Origin of the sequence: Serratia sp. NFX21 (assembly GCF_048517035.1) — a bacterium.
Taxonomy (GTDB): Bacteria; Pseudomonadota; Gammaproteobacteria; order Enterobacterales; family Enterobacteriaceae; genus Serratia; species Serratia quinivorans.
In genome coordinates this window covers 4292967-4310274 of sequence record NZ_CP183196.1, presented here as the reverse complement: position 1 = coordinate 4310274, position 17308 = coordinate 4292967, and the positions used below count along the sequence as shown (strand labels likewise).

The 17308-nt window shown below is 56.2% G+C and carries 11 protein-coding genes; 6 read left to right on the top strand and 5 right to left on the bottom strand.

The window, feature by feature from the left end; all coding sequences use genetic code 11:
• The first annotated feature begins 149 nt into the window (after positions 1 to 149).
• Positions 150 to 1646 carry a DNA-3-methyladenine glycosylase 2 gene (alkA, locus tag ACNT1W_RS20160; RefSeq protein WP_419246060.1) on the top strand — a complete coding sequence of 499 codons (1497 nt, stop codon included), beginning with the start codon at positions 150 to 152 and terminating at the stop codon, positions 1644 to 1646.
• 5 nt (positions 1647 to 1651) lie between these two features.
• On the opposite strand, the gene ACNT1W_RS20155 is transcribed toward alkA, so the two are convergent.
• The 3 genes from ACNT1W_RS20155 to ACNT1W_RS20145 form a co-directional block, all read right to left on the bottom strand.
• Positions 1652 to 2002, bottom strand: a complete 351-nt coding sequence (locus ACNT1W_RS20155; RefSeq protein ID WP_261422367.1) for a DNA-binding protein — start codon at positions 2000 to 2002, stop codon at positions 1652 to 1654.
• 265 nt (positions 2003 to 2267) lie between these two features.
• The gene (gene mgtE, locus ACNT1W_RS20150; protein ID WP_012146254.1) at positions 2268 to 3701 is read right to left on the bottom strand and encodes a magnesium transporter; all 1434 of its coding nucleotides are present in this window, start codon (positions 3699 to 3701) and stop codon (positions 2268 to 2270) included.
• A 190-nt stretch (positions 3702 to 3891) separates the two neighbouring features.
• Positions 3892 to 4071 (bottom strand): YfgG family protein, encoded by a 180-nt coding sequence (locus ACNT1W_RS20145; RefSeq protein ID WP_012146253.1) that lies wholly within the window; start codon positions 4069 to 4071, stop codon positions 3892 to 3894.
• Positions 4072 to 4469: 398 nt separating this feature from the next.
• On the opposite strand from ACNT1W_RS20145, the gene ACNT1W_RS20140 reads away from it, so the two are divergent.
• Positions 4470 to 6689 (top strand): GGDEF domain-containing phosphodiesterase, encoded by a 2220-nt coding sequence (locus tag ACNT1W_RS20140; protein WP_232020732.1) that lies wholly within the window; start codon positions 4470 to 4472, stop codon positions 6687 to 6689.
• Between the two features lie 32 nt (positions 6690 to 6721).
• Here ACNT1W_RS20140 and ppx read toward each other — a convergent pair whose 3' ends face one another.
• Complete coding sequence (gene ppx / locus ACNT1W_RS20135) at positions 6722 to 8272, bottom strand: exopolyphosphatase (RefSeq protein ID WP_012146251.1); 1551 nt, start codon at positions 8270 to 8272, stop codon at positions 6722 to 6724.
• A 10-nt stretch (positions 8273 to 8282) separates the two neighbouring features.
• Complete coding sequence (gene ppk1, locus ACNT1W_RS20130) at positions 8283 to 10346, bottom strand: polyphosphate kinase 1 (RefSeq protein ID WP_012146250.1); 2064 nt, start codon at positions 10344 to 10346, stop codon at positions 8283 to 8285.
• A gap of 394 nt (positions 10347 to 10740) precedes the next feature.
• Between ppk1 and ACNT1W_RS20125 the strand changes: the two genes are divergently transcribed.
• The 4 genes from ACNT1W_RS20125 (at position 10741) to ACNT1W_RS20110 (ending at position 17284) form a co-directional block, all read left to right on the top strand.
• Entirely contained in the window at positions 10741 to 12915 is a 2175-nt protein-coding gene (locus tag ACNT1W_RS20125) for an ABC transporter permease subunit (RefSeq protein ID WP_419246059.1), read from the top strand.
• Entirely contained in the window at positions 12912 to 14564 is a 1653-nt protein-coding gene (pstA, locus tag ACNT1W_RS20120; RefSeq protein ID WP_419246058.1) for a phosphate ABC transporter permease PstA, read from the top strand. The genes ACNT1W_RS20125 and pstA overlap by 4 nt, the downstream gene beginning before the upstream one ends.
• Positions 14565 to 14592: 28 nt before the next feature.
• On the top strand, positions 14593 to 15405 hold the full coding sequence (pstB, locus tag ACNT1W_RS20115) for a phosphate ABC transporter ATP-binding protein PstB (RefSeq protein WP_419246057.1): 813 nt from the start codon (positions 14593 to 14595) through the stop codon (positions 15403 to 15405).
• 229 nt (positions 15406 to 15634) lie between these two features.
• Complete coding sequence (locus tag ACNT1W_RS20110) at positions 15635 to 17284, top strand: ShlB/FhaC/HecB family hemolysin secretion/activation protein (RefSeq protein ID WP_261408584.1); 1650 nt, start codon at positions 15635 to 15637, stop codon at positions 17282 to 17284.
• The last annotated feature ends 24 nt before the right edge of the window (positions 17285 to 17308 follow it).

The following is a 17308-nucleotide window of genomic DNA, read 5'->3' as shown; positions in this document are numbered from 1 at the left end:
ATGCCGATGAAGGGGGGCGACTTTACCCGAGACTTGTCCCTCGGGCAACGTGCCAGCGCATAACTGACGAAAATTTTAGCGACTAACGGGAGCGCGTGCTTAACTTAATGTCCGAATCCCGCACGTCAGCGCACCAGCCGAGTCGCATAATGAACAAAAAACTGACCCCGAGCCTAGCCATGAAAAACCAACAACAGGCGCTGTATCAGGCACTGAGTGCGCGCGATCGTAAATTCGACGGCCGCTTTTTTGTCGGCGTTTCTTCGACCGGTATTTATTGCCGCCCGGTGTGCAGTGCCCGCACGCCGAAAATCGAGAACTGTACCTTTTACCCTAGCGCGGCGGCGGCGGAGCTGGCCGGGTTTCGCCCCTGCCTGAAGTGCCGGCCGGAGTTGGCGCCGGGGCTGGCGTTGATTGATCTGGGCAATCGCTATGCCCAGGTGGCGGTACAGTTGATTGAACAGGGCTATCTGTCGGAGCATAGCTGTGAGCAACTGGCCGCGCGGTTGGGCATTTCCGACCGCCACCTGCGGCGTATCTTTGCCGATCAGTTTGGCGCGTCACCGATTGATTATGCCCAGTCGCACCGCCTGTTACAGGCCAAAAGGCTGCTGGCGGATACCGATATGCCGCTAAGTGAGGTGGCGTTTGCCGCCGGTTTCGGCAGCCTGCGGCGTTTCAACGAGTTGTTTAAGGCACGCTACCGGCTGATCCCCTCGGCGCTGCGCAGCAGCAGCGGCCGTAATGAACGCACCGTCGCCAGCGGGCTGGTCTTTCATCTGGGTTACCGTCCGCCCTATGACTGGCCACGTATGCTGAGTTTTTTGCAAACCCGTGCGGTGAGCGGAGTCGAAAAGGTGGAAGGGCAACAGTATCTGCGGGCGATCGCCATCACCCAGGGCGGCATTGATTATCACGGCTGGGTCAGCGTGCAGCCGGAAGAGAGCCGCAATCGAGTGCGGGTGGAGATTGCCCCCGCCCTCAGCCGGGTGACCACGGAAGTGCTGCGTCGCATCCGGCAGCTGTTTGATCTGGACGCGGCGCCAGATCTGATCGTCCAGGCCTTGGGGCGGCTTGCCGCCGATGCGCCGGGCCTGCGTTTGCCCGGCTGCGTCAACGGCTTTGAACAGGCGACCCGGGCGGTGCTTGGGCAGTTGGTCAGCGTCAAGATGGCGGCGACCTTTGCCGGACGCATGGCTGAACGCTGGGGAACGCCGCTGGAACAGCCTTACGCCGGCATTACTCATGTGTTCCCCAATGCCGAACAGGTGGCGCGGTTGCAACCCGAGGAACTGCGCCCGCTGGGGGTGCAGCTGAAACGCGCAGCGGCGCTGATCGCCATCGCACGGGCGGTCACCGAAGGGCGGCTGCAGTTGGAAAACGTGCTGGATATTGAGCAAGGGATCAAGGCGCTGACCGCGTTGCCGGGGATTGGCAGTTGGACGGCCTGTTACATCGCGATGCGCGCCTGGTCATGGCCGGACGTGTTTCTGACAGGGGATTATCTGATCAAGCAGCGCTTTCCTGGGATGACGCCACGCCAGATTGAAAACTATGCCGAACGCTGGCGGCCCTGGCGCTCTTACGCCACTCTGCATCTGTGGCATAACCAGGGTTGGGTGCCGTCAACGGACACTGACGAGTAGCCGCGTTATTCTTCGGCAGCAATCAGCGCCAGCAGGCTGTCGATCCCTTCACGCATCAGGAAGGTGAGTACTTTCTCGCGCTCGCTTTCGCTCATGTGATAGTAATACTCAACCCAGACTGCCAGCGGATCCTGGCGTTCAAGCTGATATTCAGCGGGATCTTCTTGCAGTACCAACAGGCTGCGCGCGCCGATCGGCAGGCTATTGATGTGGTATTCCACCGCTTTGCCCTGCACGCCTTTTCGGCGGCGACTGATCCAGCCTTCGCGGCGGGCCATCAAATTGATTCCCTGCGGCGAGGAGGGCAGTCCTGCAATGCCGGTAAGCTCTCTGGCGGCAAACCACTCGTTTTTCATAGCCATTATCCCTGAGCAATCACGTTTAAAGATGGTGGTGGAAATTAACGCGCGTGCTGATTTCCGTATCGAGGTTTTGTTCAAACGATTAACTTTAACTCGTTAGTTATACCACTAACCTTAGGTTGGCTAAGCAAAAAAAACGTGATCGGGGGCATGTGGCCAATGACGCCACGGCCCGACAGGCAGGAGAATGAGGCTGAATGGAGGGGGACGGTGTTAGTGAGCGGCAGCAAAAGCCGGCGTTGCCGCCGGCCATCAGAGATTACAGCAGGAAGAGGGTGGCCAGACCGAGGAAGATAAAGAAGCCGCCGGTGTCGGTCAGCGCGGTAATCAAGACGCTGGAACCGACCGCCGGATCTCGTCCCATTTTTAGCATCGCCATCGGGATAACCACCCCCATCAGCGCCGCTACCAGCAGGTTGAGGATCATCGCCAGCGTCATTACCCCGCCCATCGCCCAATCGCCATACAACAGCCAGGTGACGATGCCCATGATACCGCCCCAGACCACGCCGTTGATGATGGCGACCCCCAGTTCCCTGAACATCAGGCGGGAGATATTGCCGACTTCGATTTGATGCAGGGCCAGTGCGCGGACGATCATGGTGATGGTCTGGTTACCGGTGTTGCCGCCGATACCGGCGACAATCGGCATCAATGCTGCCAGCGCCACCAGTTGTGAAATGGTGTGTTCAAACAGGCCGATAACGCGCGAAGCGATAAATGCGGTACACAGGTTGATCGCCAGCCATGCCCAGCGGGTTTTCACCGCTTTGCTGACCGGGGCAAACACGTCTTCTTCCGGGCTTAAGCCCCCCATACGGCGCAGGTTGCTGTCGCTTTCCTCGTTGACCACGTCGACGATCTCTTCAATGGTCAAGCGGCCCATCAGCTTGCCTTTGGCATCGACCACCGGGGCGCTGATCAGGTCATAACGTTCGAACGCGCTGGCCGCAGCCTCGGCTTTCTCTTCCGGCAGAAAACGGGTGGGATCGCTGTCCATCACCGCCTGTACCAGAGTTTCCGGGTCATTGAGCAGCACCGCGGTGAGCGGCAACTCACCCAATAGCGTATTTTTACGGTCGGTGACAAAGAGCTTATCGGTGGCCGCCGGTATGGTTTTGCGCAGGCGCAGGAAGCGATGCACCGCACCGAGGGTGACGTCCGGGCGCACCGTGACCAGTTCAAAATCCATCATCCAGCCGACGGTATCCTTGCCGTAGTGGATCATCTCGCGCACCTGAGCGCGCTGCTCCGGCTCCATCGAGGTCAGCAGGCGGCCCATCAGGTTACGCGGCAGGTATTGCGCCAGATAGGCCTGTTCATCAACGTCCAGCGTTTTGATGGCTTTGAGCAGGTCTTTATCGCTCATTTCTTCGATCAGGCTGTCCCACACCGGCTCGGCGACTTCCACCAGTGCCTGGCCGCGCTTGGCGTTACCCACCAGCCGCCACAACGCCAGACGTTCGTCCTGCGGCAGCGCTTCGAGCAAGTCAGCCAAATCGGCGGCATGCATATCGTCGAGCAGGCCGGTAATTTCAGCGGTCTGGTTGAGCAGCTCACTTTTGCTAAGGGCGTTTTCGTCACCCGGTCGGCCGAGAATGCCGTCGACCAGGTCTTTGTTATTTAACAGCAGAGAAATAATGCGCTGGCGGTGCTCAGCGACTTTTTTAACATTATGCGTTGCGGCTGACATGATATTCCTTACTGGCACTCAGGGGTCCTTACAGACAAGCTCTGAACAACAGAGAGCTTAGTGAATGCAGACGTCATTTTTATGAAATGGCAGCAGAAGCTGAGGAATAAGTAAGGGGCCTGGCATGCCGAAACGCCGGCAGGCTGCTTAACTATTCGCAAGCCCTGCAAAGTAGCCTGGGTCTTTGAAGTCAGGGAGCGGTGCCCTGGTTTTCGCCGCCTGTTTCGGTGGTTGTTTGATAAGGGGCGAGCTTTTTTTCCTGATGATGGGGTACTGCGACCACCGCAGCATACAGCAGACGGCCAACCAAAATGATAAAGCTGACAAACAGTACTATTTTTGTCATCTGTCCGGTGGTTTTTTTACGCATATATCACCCGGCATGCCGGTTTCCTGTGTCATTCAACGACGGTGAAAGCCGATAAATTGTAAACGGAATTTTAGCTATCGATGACAAATATTGTCCATTTATTTCCAGTTGGTACCGTCGGATATTTCACTTATGTTTAGCAAGAGTTTTAGTTTGTCTATTGGATCATAGACTTAAGAAAATACCAAAAATAGGCTTACACATATTTACCCAACTTTTCCTCCATGATTGATCGCAGTCAAACCCTTGCTGACCCTGCCGCATAAAATTCCACTCCATTCTCCTGTCGCATATGTTACTTTCACTTTGCCTCATGAATGGATAGAGGTACGTAAAGGAACCTGCCTTATTACCTGAACGCGCGAATGGAATTGCGCCCTGACGGACTCGTTATTTTTATGGTTAAGCCAATATTCTGGAAGCATTTACGCGAGCGCTGGTGGGGTTATCCCCTCATCTGGGGCTTGTTGTTGATCCCGTTCGCCGGTTGGTTGTCGCCGCGCATTATGTTGCCAGAGGGCAAAGTCTATCTGCTCTATCTGCCACTGGCAGCCTGCATTGCGTTGTTGATGGTCTACGACTGGCGGGCGCTGCCGGGCATTACCCTTGCCATCATGGTGCGATACGCGAGCCGACTGGGGCTGGAGAGCGGCATATTGGTCACCTCGTTGTACCTGCTTTGTCTGATCCTGTGCTGGTTGGGCTATCGCAGCCAGACTCAGCGTCGTTGGTGTGCGGCCCCCGGCGTACCGACATTGGTCAAAGCGAGGTTGATCTGGTTGGTGGTGCTGCCGGCGTTGCTGTTTGTCTTCGGCCTGAAACTGCTGGTCGCTCTGGCCCAATTGCCTGACGAACTGGGGATGATGCCCGGTAATAGTGATTATTTGTTGGCCCTGGTCAATTTTCAGGCGCTGCTGCTGGGTTGCCTGTCCGCTATGCCGCTGTTCTACTTTATGTTGCGTCTATTGAACAAGCCCAGGTTCGCACTGACGCTGTGGCGACGTTTTGGCCGTGAAATGGCTCCCCAGGCCGATAAAAAAGAGTTGTCTCTGTGGTTGCTGGTGCTGGTCAGCATGGTGGCCTTGCTGTCTTACTACGCCAAAAATTCCAATCCTCTGCTGCTGGGGGGCTATGGCCTGATCCTGTTGCTGCCGGTGATGCTGTATGGCGCGATGCGCTTTGGCTACCAATTCAACTGCATTATCTGGTCTTCTTCGCTGCTGGTGCTGTTTTTCCATTATCCCGGTTATGCGCAGCGCGACAATTTATTGCATAACCTGGCAGTCATCTCCTCGATGATGGTGGTGTTTACCCTGTGTATTTACCTGATGTCGGCGCTCAATACCCGCCAGCGATTAAGTCATGCCAGGGCGCAAAGCGCTGCGCTGCAAGATCCGGTGATTGGCTTGCCTAACCTGCGCGCCCTCAAGCGCGATCTGACCTTGTCATTACCTTCAACGCTGTGTTTCCTGCGCGTTAGCGAGCTGGATTTGCTGAGCCGCAACTACGGTATGCAATTGCGCATTCGTTTCAAACAGCAGTTGGCGGCGCTGCTGCATCAGGTATTGGCACCCGGTGAGGGCGTATATCATCTGCCGGGTTATGATCTGTTGCTGCGGGTGGATGGCGAAGACAGCGAAGAAAAGGTTTTGCAGATCTACCACGCGCTGGAGAAATTCCGTCTGATATGGAACGGGTTGCCGCTCCATCCGCCGCTGGGGTTAGGCTATTGCAGCGTGAATGCGGATTTCGAACATCTCTACCTTCTGCTGGGGGAGCTTAGCTCGTTGGCCGAAGTATCGTTGACCAGCGGCAAACCGGAGAGCGTGCAAAACGGTGGGCAATGGGTACAGGAAGAAATTAAGCGCAAAGTCGAGTTACTGCATGGTGTACAGCATGCGTTGGATAACGATGGGTTCATTCTGATGGCGCAGCCGATCGTGGGCCTGCGCGGTGACCGATATCATGAAATTCTACTGCGCATGCGCGATACGTGCGGAGAGATCATATCGCCTAATGATTTTCTGCCGGTGGCACATGAGTTCGGCCTGGCGTATCGGCTGGACCTGTGGGTGTTGCGCAATACGCTGAAATTTATGGATCTGTACCGTGCCGAACTGCCCAGTGCGCGTTTCGCGGTTAATCTGTCACCTTCTTCGCTGTGCCGGCCTATGCTGCGCCACGATGTCAACAGCCTGCTGGAGCAGTACCAGATTGAGCCCTATCAATTGACGCTGGAAGTGACCGAATCGCATCTGTTGCAGGATACGGCCTATGCCGGGGCCAATTTGCAGGCATTGCGTGAGATGGGGTGTCGCATTGCGCTGGATGACTTCGGCACCGGCTATGCCAGCTACGATCGGCTGAAGATGCTGCCGGTCGACATGTTGAAAATCGACGGCAGTTTCGTGCGTGACATGCTGACCAATCCGGTGGATTTCCAGGTCATTACGTCTATCTGCAAGGTTGCGCGCATGAAGCGGCTGGCGATAGTGGCTGAATATGTGGAAAGCATGGAGCAGTTGGTCGCGCTGAAAGGGGTTGGCGTGGACTATATGCAGGGCTACTTCATTGGCGAGCCACAACCCTTGCTGGCGCTGTTACCGACACCGCGTTGAGTTTGCCCCCCGGCAGGCAGGGGGCGAAAGACTCAGGCAGTACGTTGCTCGTTTTGGGTCTCTTCTTCTTCGCAAATCAGCTTCCAGCCGACGACGTCATTCCAGTAGGCCTGCTCACGTTCAAGATCCAGTTGTACCAGGTTGTTTAACGCCAGATAACCGGCCGGGAAACGCAGCGTCCAGTGATTATCGTCAGTACTCAGGCGCAGCGTCTCGGGGGTGGTGGTCGACTGACGCTGGTTATTGAGCAGGGTGCTCAAACGCAGCAGTTGGATCAGCGGCAGGTAATGCTTTTTCTTGAACAGGTTCAGCCGCGGCAGTTCTTCCAGCTTGATACCCTTGCGGTGGAAACGCACCAGCGCTGCCAACAGCAACTGCTGCTCCTGATTAAAGCCGGGCAGGTTGGTGTTTTGTAGAATATAGGCCGAGTGGCGATGCATGCCGCTGTGGTTGATGCTCAGCCCCACCTCATGCAACATGGCGGCCCATTTCAACAGCGCTTCCAACTGCGGATTTGCCAGCTTGGTGTTTTGCGCCATCCACTGTGCGTACAGCAGTTCGGTGGTGTCCAGCACCCGCTTGGCCTGCTCACGGTCGATATTGTAGTGATCGGCCAGGCTTTTTGCGGTACGGCTGCGGATATCCTGATGGCGGAAACGGCCCTCCATTTCGTACAGTACGCCTTCGCGCAGTGCGCCGTCAGAAAGACGCAGGTCGCGGATTGCCAGCGCGTCGAACACGCCGCACAGGATAGCCAGACCCGGTACAAACACCGACTGACGGTCTTCCGACAGCCCCGGCAGGCTCAGGGAGCTGAAGCTTTTAAACTGCAACACCTGCTCCGTCAGCATCTCCAGCCGTTCCAGGGTGATCAGGCCGTCTTTTTCGCCCATCGCCACCAGCACTTCGTGTGCGGCCTTGATGGTACCGGACGCGCCCAGAGCATACTGCCAACCCTGAATACGGTACTGCCAGGCCAGGGTTTCCAGCTTCTGTGCCGCTGCCAGGCGCGCACGCTTGAAATTGTTTTTACTGATTTCACCGCCTGGGAAAAACTGCTGGGCGAAACTGACGCAGCCCATACGGCGGCTTTCCGCCAGCAGCGGCTCAAAGTCTTCACCGATCACCAGCTCAGTAGAACCACCGCCGATATCGATCACCAGCTTGCGGCCTTTTTCCGGCTGGGTGTGCTCCACGCCCATAAAGATCAGACGCGCTTCTTCCTGTCCGGCGATGATTTCAATCGGGTAGGGGATCACTTTAGCTGCACGTTTGAGAAACACTTCCGCGTTAACGGCCTGACGCAGGGTGTGAGTACCGACGATGGTGACGTTATCCGCCGGGAAGCCCTGCAGCCGTTCGGCAAACAGCGCCAGGCAGGCCAGTCCACGTTCTATTGCCTCTTCACTGAGCACATTGTTGCTGTCCAATCCATCGGCGAGGTGGACCCGTTGTTTTAAACGGCCCAATACCTGTAAAGCGCCGTTGACGACGCGGGCAATCACCATATGGAAACTGTTCGACCCGAGGTCGATGGCAGCAATTTCCTGCGGTTTATTTGTTGCAGTGCTTTTTAGCGGCATAGTTGCTGGCCTACTGTCCTGGTTGTTCCAGAGCTTTTAAATACTCGTAAATGGCAACCTGAGAACGGACTTTACGGCGGTTGCCGCGCGGTACGTACTGGTTGCTCAGTTCTTTATCGAGGTAACGTGCCTTGACCGTGTCGCTGAACAGAATTTCCAGAATATCCAGAACTCGTTGTTTCAGCGTTGGATCCAGCAGCGAGACCGCGACTTCGATGCGGTAATCTATGTTACGGGTCATCCAGTCGGCAGAGGACAGATAAACCAGTTTGTCACCTTTGTTTTCGAAAACGTAAACCCGGTCGTGTTCCAGATAGCGGTCGACGATGCTGATTACTTGAATATTGTCACTGATCCCCGGCAGGTTGGGAATCAAAGAACACATACCTCGCACCAACAGGCGGATTTTTACACCGGCGCCGGATGCGGTATATAACCGATCTACCAGCCCTTTATCCACCAGATTGTTGATTTTCAGCATAATGCCGGCGGGAAGGCCGGCCTCGGCATTGGCAATTTCCCGGTCGATTAACTCATACAGCTTCAGGCGCGAGTTCTGCGGCGATACCATCAGGTTGTCGAAGGTGACCGGCCGGTACGGGTTTTCGATAAAGTTAAACACCCGACGCACTTCGTTGGTGATGCGTGAGTCGGCGGTCAGCAATGAATAGTCGGTATAAATACGCGCGGTTTTCTCGTTAAAGTTGCCGGTACCGATATGAGCATAGCGCACAATCTCGTCGCCTTCACGGCGTGAGATCAGGAACAGTTTTGCGTGGATTTTCAGGCCTGGAGCTGAGAAGATTACGTGCACGCCGGCTTCCGTCAGGCGCTTGGCCCAGTGGATGTTGGCCTCTTCATCAAAACGTGCCTGCAGCTCTACCACCACTGTGACTTTCTTGCCGTTGTGGGCGGCGTGGATCATCGATTCGATAATACGTGAGTCTTTCGCCACGCGGTAAATATTGATTTTTATCGCCAGCACGCTAGGGTCAAATGACGCCTGACGCACCAGTTCCAGCACGTGTTCAAAGGTGTGGTATGGGTAGTAAAGCAGCACGTCCTGTTCGCGGATGGCGTCAAAACCGTTGCGGAACTTTTCGAACCAGGTATGGCGCAGGCGTGGCAGCGGTTTGTTGACCAGATTGGCCTTGCCGACGTTCGGGAAGCCGATAAAGTCTTTAAAGTTATGATAGCGGCCGCCGGCGATCACCGAGTCATAGTTGGAGATACCCAGCTTGCCGCGCAGCAATTCCACCATTTCATTCGGCATGTCGCGCTGATAAACAAAACGTACCGGCTCGGCGGTCAGGCGCTGTTTCAGGCTGGAGGACATCAGTTCCAGCAGGCTCGATTCCATCTCAGTGACCAGATCGTATTCCGCGTCGCGGGTCATTTTCATCGAATAGGCATTGAGCGCGTCGTAGTCGAAGAAACCCTTGAAAATATCGTCCAGGCAGTAGCGCAGAATGTTGTCCAGCAGGATCATCGGTTTGCGACGGCGCGGGGCTTCCGGCGGCAGGTTGACGAAGCGCGGCACCTTATCGGACGGGATCTCCAGCAGCGCATAATCGATGCGTATGCCGCGAATAATCTCCACCGCCAGATAGGTGTAATCGTCTTTCAGGAACTGCACCAGGTTGGTTTCGTGATTGATCAGGATGGGCGTGATGTGCTGACGCAGATGCTGTTTGAAGTATTGTCGCAGCCAAATTTGCTGGTTCTCCGACACCTGACGTTCGTTGATCAGGAAGATCTGATTACGCGCCATTTCCAGCAGCAAATCGTTATACAGGCTGTCGAATTCTTGATCGGTTTTTAATACCTTGGCCTGGATCTTTTTCAGCAGATGGCGTGAAGCGCCGCCAGAGCCTTGTTCTTCGCTGATCAGAATGCGTCGTTTGAGATCGGCAAAGCGGACCTTATAGAACTCGTCAAGGTTATTGGAGTAAATGCCCAGAAAACGCATGCGCTCAATCAGGGGATTGCTCTTATCTGCGGCTTCCTGCAATACGCGTTCATTAAAGGATAACCAGCTTAGTTCTTTTTCGATGTAGAGCTTTTCCTGACCCATTGCCACTCCAGTTCAATTTTAGAAAAGGATCCGGGACGCAGCCCGGATGCCGCTTCAGTGTCCTTCATCATTATTGCGAGAGATTGACAGGAAAGTCCAACATATCCATTACCCTGGCGCGAGGCATTTTAAGGCGTAAAAATATTTTCTGCGGCGTTGGGACTGCGTGACATTACCAACTGGCATAAAATGCCGCATTTCATGCTTTGTGTTTATAGATGTGATCGGGTTTATCATCATTTTTCAGCAATATATGTGATTAATAATGCTTATGTGTAGCCTAAAGTTCGACGCACTCGGCGGGCAACTTTGTCATGCAAACGTCATAAAACTGACATAAGATGCCCGGTTATTCTATGGCGCAAGCCTGCTTACATCAGCGACAGCGAGAGACATGGCACAGACTACGGTAAACCAACATCCCCGGGATCGGCTGCGTGCGCGCATCGACCGTAGCGTGCAGGCGGCCGTGACCGTCAGTGGGCTGCTGGTACTGATGACGCTAATGCTGATCTTCGTTTACCTGCTGTTTGCGGTGCTGCCGCTGTTTAAACCGGCGGCGATGGGGCAGGCAAAGCCGTTACCGATTAGCGCCACCGCGCCTGCGCTGGCGCTGGGTATGGATGTGCAGCAGCGTATCGGCTATCGCATTGATACGCAGGGAGCAGGGCAGTTTTACTCCCTGACGCAGCAGGATCCCGCCGGCACCGGCAAGCCATTAACGCAGCAGCCATTGCTGACCAAACCGGCGTTGCTGACCCAGGCGGCCGGGGAACGTGACCTGTTTGCTCTGGCGCAGGCCGATGGTCGTTTTATCATCGCCAGTGCGGATTTTGCCGCTGCGAGCACCTCTGCACCACAGTGGCTATTCCCACTGGGGCAACGACCATTGGCGCTGGATAAACAGGGGCGGCCCCTGGCATTGTTGGCACTGTCCGAAGCGCGGCACGGGCAGTATCTGCTGGCCGGGGTTACCGAAGACCGGCGTTTGGTGTTTGGCCGTTTTGGCAGCGACCAGGCGCCGCAGCTCAGCGAAAGCCCGCTCGAGAGCGCGGTGCAACAGTTGGTGCTGACGCCGGACGGCCGTCAGTTGTACCTGTTGTCGGGTAACCGACTGGCGCGCTATCAAATTAACGACACTCAGTTACAGCTTAAGGAAACGCGTATTCTCGGCGATCGCATTCCTTATCAACTGACGGCCTTGCCCGGTGGCAGCGCCTTATTGATTGAAGCGGCTGACGGCAGCCTGCGTGAGTGGTTTGATGTTGAAAAAGGGCAGCGCTGGCAACTGACGCCGGTGCAGCATTTCGACCATCAGTCCGAACCACGGGATTTGCTGGTGGCTGAACCTTATCGTCGGGTGTTCGCCACACTGAGGCCCGACGGGGGCTTCTCGCTGTTTTCCAGCATTCAGCCACAGCCGTTGTTGAATGGCCGGTTGAGCACCGGGGTGCAACAGATGGCGTTTGCTCCACGTGGTGACGGCCTGCTGCTGGAAACGGCGCAGGGTTGGCAGCATTATCCGATCGATAACCCTTATCCCGATGTCACCTGGCGCTCGCTATGGCACAAGGTGTGGTATGAAAATTACCCCGAGCCCGCCTATGTTTGGCAATCCACCTCCGGTGAGGACAGCTATCAGGCCAAGTTCAGCCTGATGCCGGTCATTTTTGGCACCTTTAAGGCAGCGGCTTACGCCATGCTGTTTGCCATTCCGCTGGCATTGGCCGGGGCTATTTATACCGCCTATTTCATGTCGGCCGGGCTACGGCGGGTGATCAAGCCGGCGATTGAGGTGATGGGTGCACTGCCAACGGTGGTGATTGGGCTGGTGGCCGGTATCTGGCTGGCGCCGGTGATTGAACACTATCTGCTGACGGTGCTGTCACTGCCGCTGTTGTTGGCGGCAGTGGTGCTGGCCTGCGGCGCTCTGGTGAACAAGCTGGCACCGCGCCGCTTGCCGCCGGGCATAGATCTGCTGATCCTGCTGCCGTTGATGATACTGACCGTCTGGTTGGCGTTCAGCGTGGGGCCGTGGCTGGAGGTAAAACTGTTTGGCGAGCCGCTGCATTTTTGGCTGGGCGATGATTACGACCAGCGCAATGCGCTGGTGGTGGGGGTGGCAATGGGGTTTGCACTGGTGCCGATCATCTTCTCACTGGCGGAAGACGCCTTGTTCAGCGTGCCGGCTACCCTGAGCCAGGGATCGCTGGCGTTGGGTGCGACCCAGTGGCAAACCGTGATGCGGGTGGTTCTGCCATCGGCCAGCGCCGGTATTTTTTCGGCACTGATGATCGGTTTTGGTCGAGCGGTGGGGGAAACCATGATTGTGCTGATGGCGACCGGCAACACGCCGGTGATCGACGGTAGCCTGTTCCAGGGCTTGCGTGCCCTGGCGGCCAATATCGCCATCGAAATGCCGGAGGCGGTGGCCGACAGCAGCCATTATCGGGTGCTGTTCCTGACCGCACTGGTGCTGTTTATTTTCACCTTTGTCTTCAACACGCTGGCGGAGGCGATCCGTCTGCGCCTGCGTGAGCGCTATACCCTGAATCAGGAGGCGCCATGAGGCTTTGGGCCAAGAGCGGCTCGCCGTGGATCTGGCTGACAGCCGGATCGGTGGCCGTCAGCCTGCTGGCGTTGATCGGCATTATGCTGTTGCTGGCCGGGCAGGGGATGCGCTATTTCTGGCCCAGCCCGGTCTACCAGTTTGAACTCAATCAGAGCGCTGCAGGATCGGTGACCATGATTGGCGAACTGTACCAACAGCAGAGCATTCCGCGCCGTCAATTGCAGGAGTCCGGGATTGCCTTGCCGCCAGGAGATGCGCAGAGTTTTGAGCGCTATCTGATCAAAGTGGGTAATCGTGACAGCGAAGGGCAGGACTTCCGCACGCTGCTGGCCGGTGACATTCTGAGCCAAAGCACGCCGCGCAATTTGCTGGTACTGGAACGCAACAGTAATGGCACCGCCTATGGTTATCTGGCGGGCATGCTGGAGGACGGCCAGCCGTTGACCGGGCGTAATCTCAGCCAGGCGCTGTTGCAGCGTTTGCCGCAAATTGCCGCGCTTTCCCGTCAGGCGCATGATATTCAGTTCCGCGATATGGCGCGTATCAACCAACGGTTTGATGCGCTGCGCCTGCGGGAGAAAAGCCTGCAGCATGACGACAAGCTCGACGCCCGTGCGCAGGCGTCCATCAACGCTGAGAGACTGGAACTGCAACGTCAGTATCGGTTGTTGTCTGACCGACTGGAAGGCTTGAACCGCGATCGTCACCGTGATGCGCTGCTGCTGCGGGATATGCACGGCCAGGTTCATACTATTGCGCTCAGCCAGGTGCGCGATGCCTGGTATCCCAATGCGATGAATACCACCCAGAAGCTGGTGCACTGGGGCGAGCAGATCAAGAAATTCCTTACTGACAGCCCACGTGAGGCCAATACCGAAGGCGGCGTATTCCCGGCCATTTTTGGCACGGTGTTGATGGTGATCCTGATGTCGATTGTGGTGATGCCGTTCGGCGTCATTGCCGCGGTTTATCTGCACGAGTACGCCGGTAATAATTTGCTGACACGGCTGATCCGTATTGCGGTGGTGAATCTGGCCGGCGTACCCTCGATTGTCTATGGGGTATTTGGTCTGGGCTTCTTTGTTTATATGATTGGCGGCACGCTCGATCAACTGTTCTTCCCGGAGTCGCTGCCCAACCCGACCTTTGGCACGCCGGGCGTGCTGTGGGCGGCGTTGACGCTGGCGCTGCTGACCTTGCCGGTGGTGATTGTCGCTACCGAAGAAGGGTTGTCGCGCATTCCTGCCTCATTGCGTCAGGGATCGCTGGCATTAGGTGCCAGCCGGGCGGAAACGCTGTGGCGCATTGTTCTGCCAATGGCAGCACCTGCCATGATGACGGGGTTGATCCTGGCGGTCGCGCGCGCCGCTGGAGAGACCGCACCGCTGATGCTGGTGGGCGTGGTGAAATCCGTGCCGGTGTTGCCGGTGGATGATATTTTCCCGTATCTGCATCTGGAGCGGAAGTTTATGCACCTGAGCTTCCAGATTTACGATATGGCCTTCCAGAGCCCGAGCGTAGAAGCCGCCCGGCCGCTGGTGTTCGCCACCGCCTTCCTGTTGGTGGCGATTGTGGTGGGGTTGAATCTGGCGGCGATGGGCATCCGACATTCGCTAAGGGAGCGGTATAAAGCATGGTCGCAGTAACAATGAAGCTATTGCTGGAGAGTGCCCAATGGGTTTGATGACGCCAGGCAGTTTGCCCCGGCTGGATGTCCAGCATCTTGAGGATGAAGATACCGCGTTGGCGGTAAAGGATCTCAAGTTGTTTTATGGTGAGAAGCAGGTACTGCACGATATTTCACTGCGTATCCCGAAACACCGGGTGACGGCGCTGATCGGCCCCTCCGGCTGCGGTAAATCGACGCTGCTGCGTTGTTTCAACCGTATGAATGATTTGGTGGACAACTGCCGGATTGAAGGCGAACTACAACTTAACGGCCAGGGCATCTCGGGAACGCAGATCGACGTTGCGGCGCTGAGACGGCGGGTCGGCATGGTGTTCCAGCGTCCGAATCCCTTCCCGAAGTCGATTTATGAAAACGTGGTTTACGGCCTGCGGCTGCAGGGCGTGCGCGATCGGCGCATCCTTGATGAAGCGGTGGAACGTTCGCTGCGTGCCGCAGCGCTGTGGCACGAGGTAAAAGACCGGCTGCGCGAGAACGCGTTTCGCCTTTCCAGCGGTCAGCAACAGCGGCTGGTGATTGCGCGGGCAATCGCCATCGAACCGGAAGTGCTGCTGCTCGATGAACCGACCTCGGCACTGGATCCGATCTCTACGCTAACCATTGAAGAGCTGATTTCTGCGCTAAAACAGCACTACAGCGTGGTGCTGGTGACCCACAACATGCAGCAGGCGGCGCGAGTATCCGATTACACGGCGTTTATTCATCAGGGCCGATTGGTGGAATATAACGACACCGACGACATCTTCACCTCACCGCGCCAGCGCCGTACCGAGGATTATATTACCGGGCGCTATGGTTGATTTACCCCTGCGGTGCTGCGCCGCAGGGAAACCACCGCAAAATGATTCAATTTTCACCCATCCTTCTGCAACCCCTCTCTGCGCATTGCATGCTTTTTTAATTTTTTAATAAAAATGATTCTCATTCGTATGGAAATGTTGCCCTGAAATGTTTAGACTTCGATAATGTATGTAAATTATCGTAAATGGATGTTTTAAAGTGTGTGCATGGAAGCCCCGTTTCAGGATTTTGGCGCTCATTGTCTGTGGATGTTTTTTCAGCGTTACTCAGGCGGCTGAACCCTCCAGCCCGGCTGACCGGGACAGCATCAACCAACAGCAAAAGATGTTATTGGAACAGGCGCAGCAACAGCGTGAGGCGTTGCAAAACAACGTTTCTCTGCCGGCCTTACCCTTGCCGGCGCCTTCCGCCGCTGGTGAAGCCTGTCAGCATGTGCGGCAGATTAGGTTTCAGGGGGCCGAACACCTTTCCTGGTCGGTAAAAGCCAGGCTGGCCAAACCCTACCAAGGGCGCTGCCTAACGCTGAGCGCTATCAATCGCCTGGTGCGTGAAACCACCAATGCCTATTTGCAACGTGGCTATGTCACCTCTCAGGCCTATCTGCAAGAACAAGATATTTCTACCGGCATGCTGACCATCAGCGCCAGCGAAGGGCGGGTCGAATCCATTACTCTCGACGGCGAAAGCAGGTTGGCATTGGGCATGGCGTTCCCCGGCATGGCCGGCGAGGTATTAAACCTGCGGGATATCGAGCAGGGCATGGAACAGCTCAACCGGCTGCCCTCACTGCAGGTGAGCATAGACATTCAGCCCGGCACCCATTCAGGTTATTCAAAGGTGGTATTGCGGCGTGGCTCCGCACGTTTGCCCGTTGCGATTTCTTTTAGTGCAGACAACAGTGGACAGAAAAGCACCGGTACAGGACAGATAAATGTCGGTGTGACACTGGACAACCCGCTGTATTTTGCCGATCAGTGGTCGCTTTCTGCGACGCGTAACGACGACTTTAGCCGTAACCATCGCAGCCGCAGCCTAAACGGAGGTGTGACCTTACCCTACGGTTACTGGCTGTTCAGTTATCAATATGCCTGGAACGATTTCTTTCAAAGCATTCCGTTCAATGCAGACACCTATCGTTATCAGGGAAGCAGCCAGACCCAACGGCTAGGCATCAACCGTACGTTGTTGCGCGATGGTACGCGCAAGCTATCTGTGGACATGGGACTGACACGAAGGCGCACCAACAATCAGTTGGCGGGGGAGCGGTTAGCGGTCAGTAGCCCCACGCTCAGCGTATTCAGCCTGGGTGCAAATTACAGTGCCGTAGTAGGGCGCGGTTATTTGACGCTCAATCCGATGATCAGTCACGGCCTGCACATGTTGGGTGCAACACCTGATAATCCGCAGTATGACGATGCGCCACGCAGCGAGTTTCGCAAGTTAAGCCTCAGTGGCAGCTACTTCTATCCCCTGACTTCCTCACTGTACTACCTCACCTCAGCCCATGGGCAAACGACAGCGGATAACCTGTATTCCAGCGAGCGTATTTCTGTGGGCGGGCAATACTCGGTGCGCGGATTCAAGGAACAGTACCTGACCGGCAATCGCGGCGCTTATTGGCGCAATGAGCTCAATTGGCAATGGATGACGCAGCCGGGGCTGGGAGAACTTGCTTTGATCGGCGCGCTGGACTCCGGCTGGGTGCAGGGGCGCGCCGGAAAAATTGACGGCGGCAACGTTACCGGCGTAGCGCTCGGCGCTGCGCTGAATAGCCGATGGTTCAACCAGTCGCTCACCGTCGGCAAGCCGCTGGCGCACCCGGACAGCCTGAAACCCGATCTTTGGGTGGTCTACTGGCAAGCCACCGTCACATTATAACGCCAGCGCACAGCACCGGCGCCG

Bases quoted from the DNA above. Each gene is read 5' to 3' on its own strand.
- pstB (WP_419246057.1), top strand. From the start codon at position 14,593: ATGGGTTTGATGACGCCAGGCAGTTTGCCCCGGCTGGATGTCCAGCAT.
- pstA (WP_419246058.1), top strand. From the start codon at position 12,912: ATGAGGCTTTGGGCCAAGAGCGGCTCGCCGTGGATCTGGCTGACAGCC.
- mgtE (WP_012146254.1), bottom strand. From the start codon at position 3,701: ATGTCAGCCGCAACGCATAATGTTAAAAAAGTCGCTGAGCACCGCCAG.
- ACNT1W_RS20125 (WP_419246059.1), top strand. From the start codon at position 10,741: ATGGCACAGACTACGGTAAACCAACATCCCCGGGATCGGCTGCGTGCG.
- ACNT1W_RS20145 (WP_012146253.1), bottom strand. From the start codon at position 4,071: ATGCGTAAAAAAACCACCGGACAGATGACAAAAATAGTACTGTTTGTC.
- ppx (WP_012146251.1), bottom strand. From the start codon at position 8,272: ATGCCGCTAAAAAGCACTGCAACAAATAAACCGCAGGAAATTGCTGCC.
- ppk1 (WP_012146250.1), bottom strand. From the start codon at position 10,346: ATGGGTCAGGAAAAGCTCTACATCGAAAAAGAACTAAGCTGGTTATCC.
- ACNT1W_RS20140 (WP_232020732.1), top strand. From the start codon at position 4,470: ATGGTTAAGCCAATATTCTGGAAGCATTTACGCGAGCGCTGGTGGGGT.
- alkA (WP_419246060.1), top strand. From the start codon at position 150: ATGAACAAAAAACTGACCCCGAGCCTAGCCATGAAAAACCAACAACAG.
- ACNT1W_RS20155 (WP_261422367.1), bottom strand. From the start codon at position 2,002: ATGAAAAACGAGTGGTTTGCCGCCAGAGAGCTTACCGGCATTGCAGGA.